The following is a 16,069-nucleotide window of genomic DNA, read 5'->3' on the forward strand; positions in this document are numbered from 1 at the left end:
AGAGAACCGGTATGAAGGCTATTACCCTCGCAGCGACGCTGCTTTGTTTTTCCCCCCTATTGGCGACAACCTCAGTTTTAGCGGAAGACGACACTAACAACACTCGCTCATCATCTATGGCTGAGCACAGTCGTAAAATCGCTGTTGATGAAACCGTGGTGACAGAACATAAAACGAAAGTGAATGGTAATAGTTTTTCCTATACCGCCACGGTAGGTACCCAACCAGTATGGAATGAAAATGGCGATGCGGTGGCAACCCTTAACTACACCTATTACCAGCGTGAAAATGTGCGTAACACAGCGAAACGCCCTTTGTTGATTTCATTTAATGGTGGGCCAGGTTCTGCATCGGTATGGATGGATATTGGTTACACAGGCCCGCGTGCGATTAATGTTGATGAAGAAGGTTATCCGTTGCAACCATACGGGGTAAAAGCGAACCCTCATTCAATTCTTGATATTGCTGACATCGTTTACGTAAACCCAGTTAACACTGGTTACTCAAGAGTACTGCCCAATAAAGATGGCGAGATGCCAAGCAAAGATGAACAACAAAAAATGTTTTTTGGTGTGAATGCTGACATTAAGTATTTGGCTGAATGGCTAAATACGTTTGTGAGTCGCAATGAACGTTGGCGCTCACCTAAATACCTTATTGGCGAAAGCTACGGTACAACTCGTGTCTCTGGTTTGGCATTAGAGTTACAAGACCGTCAATGGATGTATCTTAACGGTGTCGTTTTAGTGTCACCGACAGACATAGGTATTGAGCGTAAAGGGCCTGTTAAATCGGCTAATCGCCTACCGTATTTTGCGGCGGCGGCTTGGTATCACAAGGCCTTGTCTGCAGAATTACAAAATGCTGATTTAACCGAGTTTCTCCCAGAAGTTGAAGCGTTTACGATTAATGAATATATTCCTGCATTAGCCATGGGTGGCTTTATCGCGCCTGATCACAAGCAGAAAATAGCTGAAAAAGTGGCTTATTTTTCAGGCTTGAGTGTGGATGAAGTACTTAAATCTAACCTTGATGTATCGACACGCTTTTTTTGGAAGGCGTTACTTCGAGAGCGTGGCCAAACGGTAGGTCGTTTAGATTCGCGTTACCTGGGTATTGATAAGCAAGATGTGGGTGACAGCCCTGATTACAATGCGGAGTTAACCTCATGGTTGCACTCGTTTACCCCAGCGATTAATGCTTACATGCGTGAAGAGTTAAATTATAAAACGGATATCAAGTATTACATGTTAGGTAATGTACACCCTTGGGATCGTACCAATAATAAAACCGGCGAAAACTTACGTCAGGCAATGGCGCAAAATCCATACTTAAATGTGATGGTGCAAGCTGGTTATTATGATGGTGCAACCAATTATTTTGATGCCAAATACAGCATGTGGCAACTTGACCCAAGCAGTAAAATGAAAGACCGTTTAAGCTTTAAAGGCTACCGTAGCGGTCATATGATGTACTTGCGTTCAGAAGACTTAAAGCAATCTAATCAAGATTTACGTGAGTTTATTGAAGCGACTATGCCAAAAGAAAATGAGGCTGCAAAATATTAACTGCTTATGCTTGCTAACAGATTGTCGAACTTATTGAGCAATTAGCAATTAGCAAGCAAGTAATTAAGTGATAATGATAAAGGAGCTTCGGCTCCTTTTTATCTATCAAATCAGCCTATTTAGTAATATTATTCAATGTATTAGCGACCTAATTTTTCACCTAGTGCTTGATCTAGTCCTTGTTGAATATATTGCATCAATAAGCATAAAAAATAATAAATTGGAACGTAAAATGAGAGTGAGCATATTATCTGCGGTGTCGTTGCCTATCATTCTGGCTATGCCAATGTTGGCACAAGCTAAATCGGTTATCACTAAAGCGGCTATAACTAAAACGGCTATAACTAAAACGCCAATGGCGAGTGAAGTTTTGTGTGACGCTGAAAACATCACCCCGATTTATCAGATCCAAGGTACTGGCTCTACTAGTCCATTTGTTACTGCGCAAAGCAATGAATCCGTTAAGGAAGTCACCACCAAAGGTGTAGTCACAGCTAGAGCGGAAAGATTATATAAAGGCTTCTTTATTCAAGATCCACTAGGTGATGGTTCACCTTTGACATCTGACGGTATTTTTGTCCATTGGGGCGCTTCTGCGCCAGCTGAAATCGTCCCAGGAATGGAAATCTGCGTAACAGGTAAAGTACAAGAATACTCAGGCTTTACCCAAATCAATCTTGAGCCCCAGCAAAAATATAAACTCGGTAATCAAGTTGGCGAGATAGCTGCGACTCCATTGCAGGTAAAAGAGGGTCAAAGTTTAGCTCAAGCCCTTGAACGATTTGAAGGCATGAAGGTGGTGTTAACCGCTGAGAGTGACATGACAGTTACACGTTCATTCAGTCTTGATTATGACTCGTATCGCAACAATATGGTGTTATCCCATCAGGCACCATTAATGAAAGCCACTCAGGTTTATGCGCCTTTATCTGCAGAGGCGATAGCATTAAATAAAGCCAATATCAGTAATCAGCTGGTGGTTGAATCAGACTATAAAGCTGACCATGGCAAGGTACCGTACTTTCCAAGTTTTAATGCCGAGAATGGTTATATTCGCATAGGCGATACATTGACCAATATTGAAGGGGTCATCGGCTATAGTTACGACAAATATCGCTTTATGCCAATCAACGAAATCAGTGCCAGTGATTTTGTGCGCAATCAGGATCGCAGCGCGGCGCCAGCGATAGCGAATCAAGGTGATTTACGTGTAGCCAGTTTTAACGTGCTGAACTTCTTTAACAGCCCATTTGGCGGTGATGCTAATCCATTGGGTCACAATCGCGGCGCTAAGATAGAGTCAGAAATGCTGCTGCAACGAACAAAAATGGTTAATGCGATGGCGGCAATGAATGCTGACATTATTGGCTTAATGGAAGTTGAAAATAATGGTTTTGGTGAGTTAAGTGCAATTCAAAACTTAGTCACTGCGCTAAATGACAAGCAGCCTACTGAGCTTGCTTATCAATTTGTCGAAGTGACTGACAACAATGGTTTGGTTGGCAGTGATGCCATCGCTGTCGGCATATTATATCGACCTGCTGTGGTCACTTTAGATGGCCTAGCAAAGGTTATCGCGACGCCTGAACAACACGTGAAAGAGGGCGTTGTTTCACGTATTAAAGATGGCGTAAAAGAGTTGAATCCAGCTTATAAAAAATATCAACGTCACAGTTTGATGCAAGGTTTTAGGGTTAATGATCAAAAACTGACTATTGTAGTTAACCATTTTAAATCTAAAGGCTCAGGCTGTTTAGAAGATTGGTTAAGCTTTAATGAAGATTCAGAACCTGAGGATTTACAGGGAAAGTGTAATGCGTTTCGTGTTTCCGCCGCCAAGGTGATTGGTGAGTCGATAATAGACTTAGACGGAGATGTGCTGGTTATCGGCGATTTGAATGCCTATGGCAAAGAAGATCCATTAGCCGTGTTAACTGACTATGATGCCAATCGTAGTGAACGCGTTATTAGTACTGCATCACACACTCGCTTAAATGGCCTAGAGCATGAAGCCCAAGGGCTGGTGATTGATAAAGGGTTCGGGTTAATTAATTTAAATACCCAAGCACATGGCCCTGAGACTTACTCGTACAGTTATCGTGGTGAATTGGGCAACTTAGACCACGCCTTAGGTAATTTAAGCTTAGCAGCGCGGTTAGTGGCGATTGAAGATTGGCATATTAATGCCGTTGAATCGAGCTTGTTTGAATACAGCAGTAAATATACTGGAGAGCTGGCTAAGTCTGACAATGTTTACTCTTCATCAGATCACGATCCAGTGCTCATCGCGCTGTCATACCCTGAGGCGCAAGCATCTAATGTGGCAGTGATTAAAGATAAGGCTGCTGGCGCGAGTTTAAGCTTTTTAGGTTTATTATTGTTATCCGCATTAGGGTTTGGCCGTAAGAGTAGACGGCTTACTGTTTAATGAGCATGATAGCTTAACAACAGGCGTGACTTGTATTTGATTTTATTGAATAGATTGGTTTGATTGAATAGAATGCTTGGTTTTATTGAATAGATTGATTTATCAATACCAACAAAAAAAGGAGCCTAGTGGCTCCTTTTTTTAGCTGCAAATCTTAAGTTGCTGATTGAGTGTCAATGGCAATTCTTGAGCGCTTAGCCGCTGTTTTTTGTTTGCGGCGACTCCAGAATAAATATAAGCCAGTAAAACCAAGAAAAACTGGCATTAAACCGACAATACACCAGATAATTCTAGTGAGTAATCCACCAAAATAGCCAAAGTGAAGCTTACGAAAGCTGTCTAAAAACACCATCAGAAAACCCGCTTCGCGTATATCTTGTTTACTCAACAATTCGCCTGTGGTCTTGTCAAATTTAACTACACTCGAGTATTCACTGTTTAGTGGGTTACTTGTCTCGACGGCACCATAAAATGAAATATCTCTATCGGGTTCATGGGGCATGGCTAAATAGCCCGCCTGATAAGTTGGGATCTCTTGGCTGCTTTGCTGCCTGAGCGACTCAAACGAAATATCAGGGCTATGGAGTGGCGCAGTAATATAAACATGGCCGCCGTCACCATGGTCATTGATTTCATGCAATATGCCGGCAATATTCCAGTAGCCGCCAGTGAATGCCATGATAAGTAAAATAGGTGAGCTTAAAATGCCAATGAATTTATGGATATCACTGAATAAAATTCGTCTTACTGCATTAAAGCGCATAGTGAATATTTTAGCCCAGAAACGACGATATAAAATAATGCCGCTTATGCCTAAAAATAACATCAGTAGCGCAGCAAAAAATCCCACCCATGCGCCTTTTACGTGCAATAGAAACGAGTAATGTAACTCTAATAACCAGTCAGTAATATAGTGATCCATGGCTTGTGGCTGAGATAACAGTTCACCAGAATACTGGTTAATATAGACTTTTCCCCAATCTTCAGTGCCGCGTTTTATCACATAGGCGGCGTCAGAACGTTGCTTATCATCGAACAGCTCCCATCCTCCTAATTCGTATTCAGGGTTAGCCGTTAAGGTGGTTTGCATCAAGGTATCTAAGCTGACACGCTCGCTTGTACTCTCAGCGTCAACCACCATATGGGCAGGTCGCAGCAAGCTATCTATTTCGACTTTAAAAACCAAAATGCTGCCAGTTATTGAAATGATCAATAACGGCAGCATGGCGATAAGCGCTCCGTAGGAGTGCCATTTGAATAATGTTTTTCTCATAATTTACTCTAAGAGGTTAATAACACTTTTAGTCCATCCTAAATAAGCAAAGCCTCCTTGCTAAATGAGCAAGGAGGCTTTGAATAGGGTTATAACTTCCAGGTTAGCGTGGCACTGTAATTAGCTGGTGCACCATAAAAGCCTTGAGCCCAGTACAAACTAGTAATGTACTTTTCGTCAGTCACATTGTTGGCATTTACTGTCAATTGAATATCATCAGTAAATTGATACTTAGCCATTAAATCAACGATGGCATAGGCTTCTTGCTCGGTAACAATTTCTTGCCCTGCATTGTCAAAACCATCAGCCACGATGCCTTGCTTACGAGAAGTATCATCTTGCCAGCGCATGTTCATACCGATAAAGAAGCCTTCGATATTTTGGAACTCATAGGTCGCTGCCAGTTTTAACAGTTTTTCTGGTGTGTAATCAGCAACAACGTCATCGCCTTTAATGTCAAAGTCGGTGTAACCAATACTGGCTTGAAGCCCTGTATACAATTCACCTGCAAATTCAATTTCGAAACCTTTACTGTTAATGCCGTCAGCACCGATATAGCGGTGTTGATCAGGTGGCAGTAATATTGTTGATTGATCTAATGTGGCTAAGTTGGTTTGCTCAACATCAAAATAGGCCAAACTGGCAATCAGGTTGCCGTCAAATAGCTCACTTTTAATGCCGATTTCTTTGCTTTCACCGGTGACAGGGTCGAGCATCTGATCGTTTATATCTAGCTCTTTTTGTGCAAGGAAGGTTTCGGTGTAACTTGCGTAAGCAATGATTTCAGGTCTAAAGCGATACACCATGCCTAGGTAAGGAATAAACTCGCTTGCATCCGTTTCTTGGTCAACGCTGTAGGCTTCGCCGTTCGCTTCCCAAGTGTTATAACGTCCACCTGCAATAACATGCATGTCTTCGAATAGGTTAAAGCGTCCAGTAAAGTATGCCGCCTGTTGTTTGGTGCGTACGTCACTGCCCGTTAGGCCGTCATTGAAGGTTGGTTTAGGTGTATTGCCATCCCAGTCATTTAAGTCGGGCATAGCAGGGAAACCATTACCTGTGGTGTAGTCGTATAACGAGCTATCCTTGTATGTTAGTTCAGCATGGTTAATACCAACCACTAACTGATGGTTACGGCCAAATAGATCAAAATTACCATCTACGTATAGGTCTGCTAAATCAGTAGTTTCATCCAAGTCATATTCACTGCCATAACCCGTTAAACCTAACCCGGTATTTTTGTCAGGGGTGCCATAAACATAGAATAATTCGGTATCTTCATCGGTCACTTTATGTGAGTAAGTTCCGCGTAAACGCCAATCATCATTAAAGTAATGGCTTATCTCAAAAACAGTATTATTCTTTTCTACTTGCCAGTTAGACCAATCAGCAGAGGTGTTGGTCGAACGGTCATAATTGGTTGGGCTACCATCAGTATAATAAAGCGGTAAAGCTCCCCAGTTATTGCCTGTAGCGTCATTGTCTATATAGCTGTGACTTAACGAGATAGTCGTGCTATCGGTAAGCTCAGCCTCGATGAAGGCATACAAGACATTTTTGTCTTGTTCGTAACGATCGAGGTAAGAATCTTGCTGATGTTTAACTGCGACTGCACGGGCTGAAACCTTATCAGTTATCGCCACAGAACCGTCAAGTTCGAGACGGGCATTGTTATCACTGCCATAGGTGCCAGAGATAAGGAGTTGGTCTTCAACAGTTGGGCGCTTGCGAATAAAGTTAACTGTAGCTGAAGGATTACCTACCCCAGTCATTAAGCCATTTGCACCACGGATAACTTCAATTCGGTCATAAATAGCGGTATCTTCGTCGGCGTGATTGTTACCTGAGGTCAATGGTAGACCGATGCCGTCAATTTGAAAGTTTGTCACATCAAAACCACGAGCAGTATAATATGTGCGGTCTGTTTCGATACGCTCTACGTTAATGCCCGTGGCGGTATCTAGTACTGAGTTGATGTCAGTTAACTGAAAGTCTTTCATTTGAGCTTCAGTAATAACAGATACTGATTGAGGAATATCGGTAATTGCTAGATCCAATCTAGATGCACCGCTTGCAGAGTGAGCGTTGTAACCTTGAATGTAACGTCCTGTCACTTCAATTACTTCTAAGTCATCATTAACAGCGGCGTCTTCTTTTGGTTCTTGATCCGCTGCAGAGGCGTATTGTATGACACTAAAAGCGCATAATATAGATAAGTAAATCGGGCTAAGTTTCATGTTTTTATCATCTTAACTGCTGTGTAAGCACAATGCTTACTGATTGAAAGTGTTGTTTTGGGATGTATTTTTTTCGAGACAGATGATATAGAAAAGTTAACATAAGTTAAATGAAAATCATTATCATTTACAGTTGGTTGGTTTTGTAAAGATTTTGAAAATATTTCATTACTATATTGACGTATTATTTTCACTATGGCACTTGAGGAAGATCTGTTGTAGTTGGTGATTGCTATAGTGCAACTGCAGCTAATTTATTCTGATGTCAGAATGGTATTTAGAAAGTCAGTAAGAGAGTTTTATTAATGAAAACAGTAAGTGCACAGATGTTGAAAAAGCGTATTGATAGCATCGATATAATGCGTGGCATCGTCATGTTGATTATGTTGCTTGATCATGTGAGAGAGCGTTTTTTCTTCCATGAGCAAGTCACCGATCCCATGACACTTGATAGCACCAGTACAGGATTGTTTATCAGTCGTTTTGCCGCCCACTTTTGTGCGCCAACGTTTGTGTTTTTAACCGGGGTCTCCGCCTGGTTATATAGTCATCCGCAATTTGGCCCAGAGCGTTCTGCGAGATCTTTTTTAATCAAGCGTGGCCTGTTTATCATCGCATTAGAGTGTACTGTGATTACGTTTCAGTGGATGGGAAATTACGACATGATTTGGCTACAAGTCATGTGGGCAATTGGTATCAGTATGCTTGCGCTGGCGTTACTTATAGGCTTACCAAGATTTTGGCTTGGGGTCATTGGTTTGGTGATTGTGTTTGGACACAATGCTCTGACACCAATTAGCTTTGCGCCAGGTGAGTGGGGTTATACCATTTGGGCAATATTGCATGATCGCGGTAATATTTTTACCAGTGATTTTGTCGGTATTCGAGCCAGTTATCCAGTGCTGCCTTGGATTGGGGTTATCTTGTTAGGTTATGTTATTGCACCAATTTACGCTGCGAGTTTTGATGATGTTAAACGCCATAAGATTTTAATTGGTTTAGGTCTGGTTAGTTTTGCGTTATTTGCGATTTTACGTGGTTTTAATATCTATGGAGAGACTTTAGATTGGCAGCAAGGTGATAGTGTAATTATGACCTTAAAGTCGATATTTAATCTGACTAAGTATCCTCCATCTCTTGGTTTTTTATTGGTCACAATTGGCGGCACACTTTTGTGCTTAAGCATGCTTGAAAAGGTCAAACCTCAATACGGTAAGGTGTTATCCACATTTGGATCTGCACCGATGTTTTTCTATATTGTGCACCTGTATTTGTTACTGTTTATGTACCGATTTGCCGTCAATGTTATTGGCCCTAATTATGGCGAATTATATGGCTTTACCCACATCGGTTGGGTGTGGGTTGTAACAATCGTTTTAGCCGTGTTGCTTTACTATCCAACTAAACGTTTTAGTCAGTATAAACATCAGAGTAAACAGGTTTGGATTAAGTATTTATAATCTGTGTTTAACGGATACAAAAAAGGCGCCTTGTGGCGCCTTTTTCAAATTTATCATGCTTGTTTACACTTAATTATCTTGCTGTACTACACGATTAAATCGTAGTTTTCACGTAGGACTTTAATGATATCTTCTTTCGGGTTTTCAGGAAGGTTAATGCTGCTGCCTGTGACCTTTTCTGCAACGCCCGTATAAGTGCGTGACACATTCATCATCGCTTCAAGGGGTAAGTCATTATCACGGGCTAGTGCTTCACGTTCAGGCATTCTGTCTTTATTTAATAAGATGTCGGCATCGTCAAAATGATTGAGTAAGAATTGGCGGAAACCTTCTTTGGAGTTTTCAACAATTTTGCCATCACGGTAGGCTGCGCCATCCCAAATACGTGAAGAGTCAGGAGTACCGACTTCATCCATGTATATCAGCTTTGAGTTACCATCTTTGTCATCGACATAGCCAAATTCAAATTTGGTATCGACAAACATTTGGTCGTGGCCACTTAATGCGTCGGAAATAACCTTAAAGCCTTCTTTAAGCAGCTTTTCATATAAGTCGATGTCCGAGGCTTTCTCGAAACCAAATGCTTCAACATTGGCTTCTATATCACTGCGGCTGATATTAACGTCATCTTGCTCTGGAACACCAGGAATACCGGTTAAGATCCCTTTGGTCGAAGGAGTAATGAGTAATTCAGGTAATTTTTGATCTTTCTCAAGGCCTTCTGGCAAAGTGATGCCGCAAAACTCACGTTCACCTTTTGCGTAAGCTCGCCACATTGAACCAGTAATGTATTGACGACAAATTGCTTCGACTTTAATTGGACGTGCTTTTTGAACAATCCAAACAAATGGATGCGGAATATCTAAGATATGGCTATCAGCTAAACCATTTTCTGCAAACAGTTTAAACCAATGATTGGAGATGGCATTTAGCGCCGCGCCTTTTCCTGGAATACCCTGCAAATTGCCTTCACCATGGAAAATGCAATCGAAAGCGGAAATGCGGTCACTGATCACCATGATAGCTAACGGCGTATCAGCTGGGACATTGTAGCCTTTATCGCGGATCAGGCGGCTACTATCAGCCTCTGTGAGCCAATAAACACTGCGGACTTTACCGCTATGTACCGGTTTATCGGTACGGATAGGCAAATCATTATTAATGGCAAGAACTGAATCAGCAAGACTCATGACCAGTGTTCCTTAGAAGTTAGGTGTAGGGGCTACCCTTGGTGACAAAGGATATAGCAATTTTATGGCGGCTATTTTACCTGTATTAAGTGAGATTTCCATGCTTATCAGGTGGCTAAACTCTTAATCCTGTATAGCGAATACTGAGCCTAATATTTAAACGTTTAATGGGTTTATTAGTCTGCAACAATCAGGCAATATGTTGCCAAATTAAAGCCATTTAAATCGAGATTTTCAATCTAGTGAGCCATACTCGTATAGGATTCATCTTTGTTTCTGTTGCCGTGATTTTTTGGGGGATATTACCCATAGCCTTAAAGCTATCGGGTGGTTTTATCGATCCTGTTACACTAACTTGGTTTCGATTCTTAGTGGCGTTTGTGGTGACGCTGTTATTGCAGTGGCGGTTTGGGGCATTAAGACAATTTATAGGATTAACTCAAGGCGATTGGCTACGATTGTCGGCTGCGGGTATTTTATTAATGTGTAATTACACATCTTTTGTGTATTCACTGGATTATCTGTCACCAGGAACCGCTCAGCTTAACTTTCAAACGGCACCATTTTATCTGGCATTTGGTGGCGCCTTATTCTTTAAAGAACGCTTAACTGCTGTGCAGCTTAGTTGCTTCGCGACCTTAGCTCTTGGAGTGTTATTATTTTTCCACCCAAGCTTAGATACGTCGGCGAGCAACGCCAGTCAGATAGGTTTTGGCGTGCTAATAGTGCAATTTTCAGTCTTATCTTGGACAAGTTATGCGCTGCTACAAAAGTCATTAATTACTAAGCTATCACCCAATAATGTGCTGTTATTCATTTATGGTTTAGGCATTGCGCTCATGGCTCCTTTTAGTCAATTTGAGCATTTCGAGCTGATGAATACTAACGACTGGATTATCGTGTGCTTTTGCGCGGCAAATACCTTAATTGCTTATGGCTGTTTTGGGCAGGCGATGAAGTATTGGCCAACGGCTCAGGTCAGTGCGATGCTCGCATTAACCCCTGTGTTGAGCTTTGTTGCCAATGCGATTGTGGTGAAAGTAGGCTGGTGGCCACAAGTGTTTAGCGCAGATATTCTTGATGGCTGGTCATTATTGGGTATCGGATTGATAATTGGTTCAGTGTTTGCGGTACAAATTTGGCCTGTATATCAAAACAAACGTGCGCATAAGCATCAAGAATAAAAGTCGTCAAAGTATGATGAGGTCGTGTTGATCTTTACTGGTGAGTTTTTGTTTGAGATAAAAACGGATTAAGCGCGGCGAATGAATTGCCGCCTCGCATCTAAGCAAAATTCGCTGCCCAAATAACCTTGAAACAGCAACACGCCCTAGAAACGATAGCTAATGCTGACAGCTGCAAAGTTGGCGGTACTGGGTTGATTGTTATATTGTTCAGTGCCTCGAATGGTTGAAAAAACTAGCCCCCAGTCTTTCCAGTTGAGCATAAATCCCATATTGAGCATGGCTTGTTCATGGGTCAGCTCTACAGAATGGCTATCTTTAAACGTGTTGCCATCAATGGTGATGTCATTTAATACATAGCGGCCATAAAAGGTCACAAAGAATTGCCAACTCAATCGGTCAGCACTTTTGACGATATAGCCATTATTACTTCTTGAAGCTGCTGGCGCGATATAGGCATAGCTCTGATTAAGAATATTACCAATACGGAAAGTTAAACCTGCACCCGCATGGCTCATCAAATTACCTATAGAAGCATCACCATGTAGGACACTATCAAATTCCAGATTCTCTGAAATTGGTGTATGTACCCATGTTACCTCAAGATGCTTTGTCAGGCACAAGCTCGGATAACAATGCAAGGCGTAAGCTGCGGTAATTGTTATTCACTTTTCAAAGGTTACAACGTAGCAGTGGTTTTCGAGCTTGCGCCCCGTAGGGCAAGGCAAATAGCACCAATCTGCGTTGTTATAAAATATCGATGTAGAATAACTATACTTCTATTTTATGCCTAGCATCTTGGCACTATTTGCCTTGCTGACTTTGCATCTTGAAGTATCATGGGTATATGCCCACTGATAGAGTCGCTGTGCTTGAATACGAAAAACGGCTTCATTACTGAGTTGGTTATTCCAACCTAAGGGCTCTTTAGCATCGATAATTTTATGCACTTGTTTCTGAGTTTGTTCTGCTAAAGAGGCTGGACCCACGACGCCTAAAGTGATGCTTAAATTGTCGCCAATGCCATCAGCATAACTACGTAAGTTCGATTGCCAAAGCAGGGTGCCAGCGTAGGGCCTGTCAGCTTCGATTAAGGTATCGATTTGTAAATCATCAGGCGTATACATCCGCTGAGAGACGCTGTAGCTAACCTGATACTGCCTATTGCTACCCTGATTTAAATAGCTCCAACCATAAAGGGTTTCTAGCCACCCTGGTAAGTCTATATCGTCATAATCATTTACGACCGCTTTTCCCCAGCTCCAATCAAGACCATTACTGTAACCGTTGTCACTGGTATCAATTAAACCAAAGGCATCATTCTCAAACGTAAATTGGACCCAATCGTTATTAGATTCATTCGCTAAAGTAGGCTGGCTAATTAGCGATAAAAAGCAGAGGAAGTAAAACGTGAGTTTGCTTGCGGTTGTTAGCATAGAAGAGTGAACTGTATCAATAAGTATCAACGAGTACAGAGTATAGCAATAGGCATAAAAAAATGGAGCCTAGGCTCCATTTTTATACGCTTTCAGTTCAACAGATTGTTGATACTGTGATCAATTACTCGCTATCACGTGGCTTACGTGGACGGTCATTACGAGGGCGATCACCGCGAGGACGGTCACCACGAGGACGATCACCACGAGGGCGGTCATTACGTGGACGACGTGGACGGTCGCTTTGCTCAGGGAAAGGCGTATCACCCGCTTCGCGGATGTTAAGTGGCTTGCCACATACACGTACTTTACGTAAGTGAGTCAGCACATCTTTTGGCATACCGTCTGGTAAGTCAATTGAAGTCACTTGATCAAATAATTGAATTTGACCAATGAATTGGCTGTCGATGTTAGCTTCGTTAGCGATAGCGCCAACAATGTTACCTACACCAACACCATTGTCGCGACCTACTTCGATTACGTAACGACACATCTTAACGTCAGGCTTATCTTTTAAGCCTTCTGCGCTACCAAAGCTTGTAGGCAATGGACGGCCACCGCGTGAATCACGACGAGGACGCTCACGACCATTGTCACGATCTCTGCCGCTGTCACGAGAATCACGTTGACGCTCTTGAATAGCTGGAAGCTGTAAAGGACGCTCAGATTGAACTTGTTGTAATAATGCAGCAGCAAGTAAATCAGTGTCGATTTCTAGTTGTTGACATAATTCTGCAACAGCGTTCTTCATGAAATCTAAGTCGCCATTAATGGTTTCTTGGATTTGCTCGCCTAAACGAGATAAACGACGCTCAGCAACAGTTTCAGGGCTAGGTACTTTCATTGGCGAAATACGGCTTGAAGTCGCACGCTCAATGGTACGTAACATGCGCATTTCGCGATTTGTTACGAAAAGAATTGCCATACCTGTACGACCAGCACGACCTGTACGGCCAATACGGTGAACATAAGCTTCTGAATCATATGGGATATCGTAGTTTACTACGTGGCCAATACGCTCAACGTCAAGACCACGAGCCGCAACGTCAGTAGCAATAAGGATATCTAACTTGCCACGTTTAAGCTGTTCAACAGCACGCTCACGGGCTTGTTGGTTCATGTCACCGTGTAATGGTGATGAAGCATAGCCACGAGCTTCTAGTTTCTCAGCTAATTCAACACAGCTGTTACGAGTACGAACGAAGATGATAATACCTTCAGTATTTTCAACTTCTAATACACGTACTAACGCTTCAAGTTTGTTATGTTGAGATACTTGAACAAAACGTTGATCAATAGACTCAACGGTAGAGTTAGTCGTAGAGATACTGATGTGAACAGGATCTGATAAATGCTTGTTAGCAACGCGCTTGATTTGCTCTGGCATAGTCGCAGAGAAAAGAGCAAGTTGGCTGTCAGCAGGCTTATGTTCTAATACCCATTCGATATCGTCAATAAAGCCCATTTTTAACATTTCATCAGCTTCATCAAGCACTAATGCTTTTAATGAATCTAATTTTAATGTGCCACGACGCATGTGGTCCATTACACGACCAGGCGTACCAACAACAACTTGTGGGCCACGACGTAGCGCACTTAATTGTTGATGCATGCTTTGACCACCATAAATAGGTAGTACATGGAAGCCTTTCATGTGTTTAGCGTAGCTACCAAATGCTTCTGCAACCTGAACTGCAAGTTCACGAGTTGGCGCAAGCACTAGGATTTGAGGAGCATTCAGCTTTTGGTCAACACTGTTAAGTAAAGGCAGTGCGAAAGCACCTGTTTTACCAGTACCAGTTTGAGCTTGACCTAAAATATCTTTACCTGCCATTAGCGGGTCGATACTTGCTGACTGAATTGGAGTTGGTTTTTCGTAACCTAGATCGTCAAGGGCACGAAGCAAATTCTCGGATAAACCAAGTTCGCGGAAAGTTCTTTCATCGGATGACATTGAGTTGTAGCCTTGTGGGTATGCACGAAATTTGTATCATTCGCGCTAAAGTTTCACAGACAGAAAATCAACCCCGTGTCGATTTCCCGCGTCAAAGGGGCGATATTATAGCAAGCTTTCACCCATTTGACTATATATTTTCAATAAGTTTTTAAAATTGGCCTGATTATTGATAAGCAATTTGCTGCTTATTCACTGAGACTAATTCAAATGCCGTTTCAGTGACCGCTGCTAAAAAACCAATATTAATCGTATCAATGGTATCGTTAATCGTATGGTATTGTTTATGAGTCGGTACCCCTAAATACAGCCAAGGTATGCCCATTTTGTGAAACGGATAATGATCCGAAGCACGCAGCCAATCAATCTTCACCATGCTGCCGTTTTTCATTCTTGAACGGCTCTGCCGAATACATAATTGATTATAGTCTTGGAGTTGAGTTTTAAGCTGACTAAATTCAGATAAATTTTTCTCACCTTCTATATAAATTGCATGAGGCCTAGAAGGGTTGCCGATCATATCGAGATTTAACGACATTTCCAGTTGCATATCAGGTGTTGAAGTTAATTGCTCAACTAGTGCATAAGATCCATATAAACCGGGTTCTTCAGCATCGGTGGCGACAATCATTAGATTGATATTGTCATTCTCTTGCTGTTGCCATTGCTCTGCGATTGCTAGCATCGCGGCGACACCTGAGGCGTTGTCATCAGCGCCAGCAAACACCTTATTTCCTTTTTTACCTAAGTGATCATAATGCGCGGTAATCACGCGCCAGCGTTGGGAGTTGTTGCTGGCTTTTATGGTCGCAATTAAGTTGATGCCTTGTTTATCTGAAAAATTAGACCGGTAGTTAAAAGGCACCTCAAATTCATCTTGCCATGGTGTGAGGTTTAGCTCAGTAAAGCGCTGTTGAATGTACTCGCGACTGAGCTCGGCGCCATATGTCCCGGTTTTTCTTCCTTCAAATTTAGGGCTACTTAATACGCGAATATCTTCAAGCAGCTGGCTTTGGTTGCTCCAGTGATTAACGGGTGAATTACCACAGTTTTGCGACGCACAGCCAGATAAGAATAAACACAACAGCAGAACCGATAAAGCGTGAGTATTAAGTGAAGAGATTGCAGACGAGAACGTTTGATTAACTAACTGAGAGTGTAGAGCTTGTCCATGGCGAACAAGCTCATTATTTTTGCCAACGCTTGGGCTTAAAGGCTTTAAGCTTTGTGCGTTTAAACTTAATGCCTTTAAGCTTAGCCCCTTTAAAATTAGCGCCTTTAAAATTAGTGCCTTTAACTGAAATTCCATTTCATATCCATTGGTTAGTCTTCCATAAGG

At 42.0% G+C, this 16,069-nt stretch carries 12 protein-coding genes; 4 read left to right on the top strand and 8 right to left on the bottom strand.

Annotation, left to right across the window (positions count from 1 at the left end):
* Positions 1 to 116 precede the first annotated feature (116 nt).
* Positions 117 to 1,568, top strand: coding sequence for a S10 family peptidase (locus LMH66_RS10215; protein WP_229369844.1), 1,452 nt, complete (start codon positions 117 to 119; stop codon positions 1,566 to 1,568).
* A 232-nt stretch (positions 1,569 to 1,800) separates the two neighbouring features.
* Entirely contained in the window at positions 1,801 to 3,996 is a 2,196-nt protein-coding gene (locus LMH66_RS10220) for an ExeM/NucH family extracellular endonuclease (RefSeq protein ID WP_229369800.1), read from the top strand.
* 154 nt (positions 3,997 to 4,150) lie between these two features.
* On the opposite strand, the gene LMH66_RS10225 is transcribed toward LMH66_RS10220, so the two are convergent.
* Together LMH66_RS10225 and LMH66_RS10230 are read right to left on the bottom strand one after the other, a co-directional pair.
* Complete coding sequence (locus tag LMH66_RS10225; protein ID WP_229369802.1) at positions 4,151 to 5,269, bottom strand: PepSY-associated TM helix domain-containing protein; 1,119 nt, start codon at positions 5,267 to 5,269, stop codon at positions 4,151 to 4,153.
* Positions 5,270 to 5,358: 89 nt separating this feature from the next.
* Complete coding sequence (locus LMH66_RS10230) at positions 5,359 to 7,506, bottom strand: TonB-dependent siderophore receptor (RefSeq protein WP_229369805.1); 2,148 nt, start codon at positions 7,504 to 7,506, stop codon at positions 5,359 to 5,361.
* Between the two features lie 305 nt (positions 7,507 to 7,811).
* Between LMH66_RS10230 and LMH66_RS10235 the strand changes: the two genes are divergently transcribed.
* Positions 7,812 to 8,966, top strand: a complete 1,155-nt coding sequence (locus LMH66_RS10235; RefSeq protein WP_229369810.1) for a DUF1624 domain-containing protein — start codon at positions 7,812 to 7,814, stop codon at positions 8,964 to 8,966.
* Between the two features lie 86 nt (positions 8,967 to 9,052).
* Here LMH66_RS10235 and LMH66_RS10240 read toward each other — a convergent pair whose 3' ends face one another.
* Positions 9,053 to 10,156: a phosphoribosylaminoimidazolesuccinocarboxamide synthase gene (locus tag LMH66_RS10240; RefSeq protein WP_229369812.1), complete on the bottom strand. Its 1,104-nt coding sequence runs from the start codon at positions 10,154 to 10,156 to the stop codon at positions 9,053 to 9,055.
* 242 nt (positions 10,157 to 10,398) lie between these two features.
* Here LMH66_RS10240 and LMH66_RS10245 point away from each other — a divergent pair, with 242 nt between their 5' ends.
* Complete coding sequence (locus LMH66_RS10245) at positions 10,399 to 11,340, top strand: DMT family transporter (protein ID WP_229369813.1); 942 nt, start codon at positions 10,399 to 10,401, stop codon at positions 11,338 to 11,340.
* A gap of 146 nt (positions 11,341 to 11,486) precedes the next feature.
* On the opposite strand, the gene LMH66_RS10250 is transcribed toward LMH66_RS10245, so the two are convergent.
* From LMH66_RS10250 to LMH66_RS20565, 5 genes are all read right to left on the bottom strand, one after another.
* Positions 11,487 to 11,981, bottom strand: a complete 495-nt coding sequence (locus LMH66_RS10250; protein ID WP_324295171.1) for a lipid A-modifier LpxR family protein — start codon at positions 11,979 to 11,981, stop codon at positions 11,487 to 11,489.
* 138 nt (positions 11,982 to 12,119) lie between these two features.
* Complete coding sequence (locus LMH66_RS10255) at positions 12,120 to 12,776, bottom strand: lipid A deacylase LpxR family protein (RefSeq protein ID WP_229369817.1); 657 nt, start codon at positions 12,774 to 12,776, stop codon at positions 12,120 to 12,122.
* A 124-nt stretch (positions 12,777 to 12,900) separates the two neighbouring features.
* Positions 12,901 to 14,730 (bottom strand): DEAD/DEAH box helicase, encoded by a 1,830-nt coding sequence (locus tag LMH66_RS10260; RefSeq protein ID WP_229369818.1) that lies wholly within the window; start codon positions 14,728 to 14,730, stop codon positions 12,901 to 12,903.
* A 166-nt stretch (positions 14,731 to 14,896) separates the two neighbouring features.
* On the bottom strand, positions 14,897 to 15,814 hold the full coding sequence (locus LMH66_RS10265) for a M20/M25/M40 family metallo-hydrolase (protein ID WP_420709416.1): 918 nt from the start codon (positions 15,812 to 15,814) through the stop codon (positions 14,897 to 14,899).
* 103 nt (positions 15,815 to 15,917) lie between these two features.
* On the bottom strand, positions 15,918 to 16,034 hold the full coding sequence (locus LMH66_RS20565) for a pentapeptide repeat-containing protein (protein WP_420709417.1): 117 nt from the start codon (positions 16,032 to 16,034) through the stop codon (positions 15,918 to 15,920).
* Positions 16,035 to 16,069: the final 35 nt, after the last annotated feature.

It is taken from the genome of Shewanella sp. 10N.7 (assembly GCF_020806285.1).
Classification (GTDB): Bacteria; Pseudomonadota; Gammaproteobacteria; order Enterobacterales; family Shewanellaceae; genus Shewanella; species Shewanella electrodiphila.

Excerpts from the sequence above, each read along its gene's own strand:
- LMH66_RS10240 (WP_229369812.1), bottom strand. The coding sequence starts at position 10,156 with ATGAGTCTTGCTGATTCAGTTCTTGCCATTAATAATGATTTGCCTATC.
- LMH66_RS10225 (WP_229369802.1), bottom strand. The coding sequence starts at position 5,269 with ATGAGAAAAACATTATTCAAATGGCACTCCTACGGAGCGCTTATCGCC.
- LMH66_RS10255 (WP_229369817.1), bottom strand. The coding sequence starts at position 12,776 with ATGCTAACAACCGCAAGCAAACTCACGTTTTACTTCCTCTGCTTTTTA.
- LMH66_RS10235 (WP_229369810.1), top strand. The coding sequence starts at position 7,812 with ATGAAAACAGTAAGTGCACAGATGTTGAAAAAGCGTATTGATAGCATC.
- LMH66_RS10220 (WP_229369800.1), top strand. The coding sequence starts at position 1,801 with ATGAGAGTGAGCATATTATCTGCGGTGTCGTTGCCTATCATTCTGGCT.
- LMH66_RS10230 (WP_229369805.1), bottom strand. The coding sequence starts at position 7,506 with ATGAAACTTAGCCCGATTTACTTATCTATATTATGCGCTTTTAGTGTC.
- LMH66_RS10215 (WP_229369844.1), top strand. The coding sequence starts at position 117 with ATGGCTGAGCACAGTCGTAAAATCGCTGTTGATGAAACCGTGGTGACA.
- LMH66_RS10260 (WP_229369818.1), bottom strand. The coding sequence starts at position 14,730 with ATGTCATCCGATGAAAGAACTTTCCGCGAACTTGGTTTATCCGAGAAT.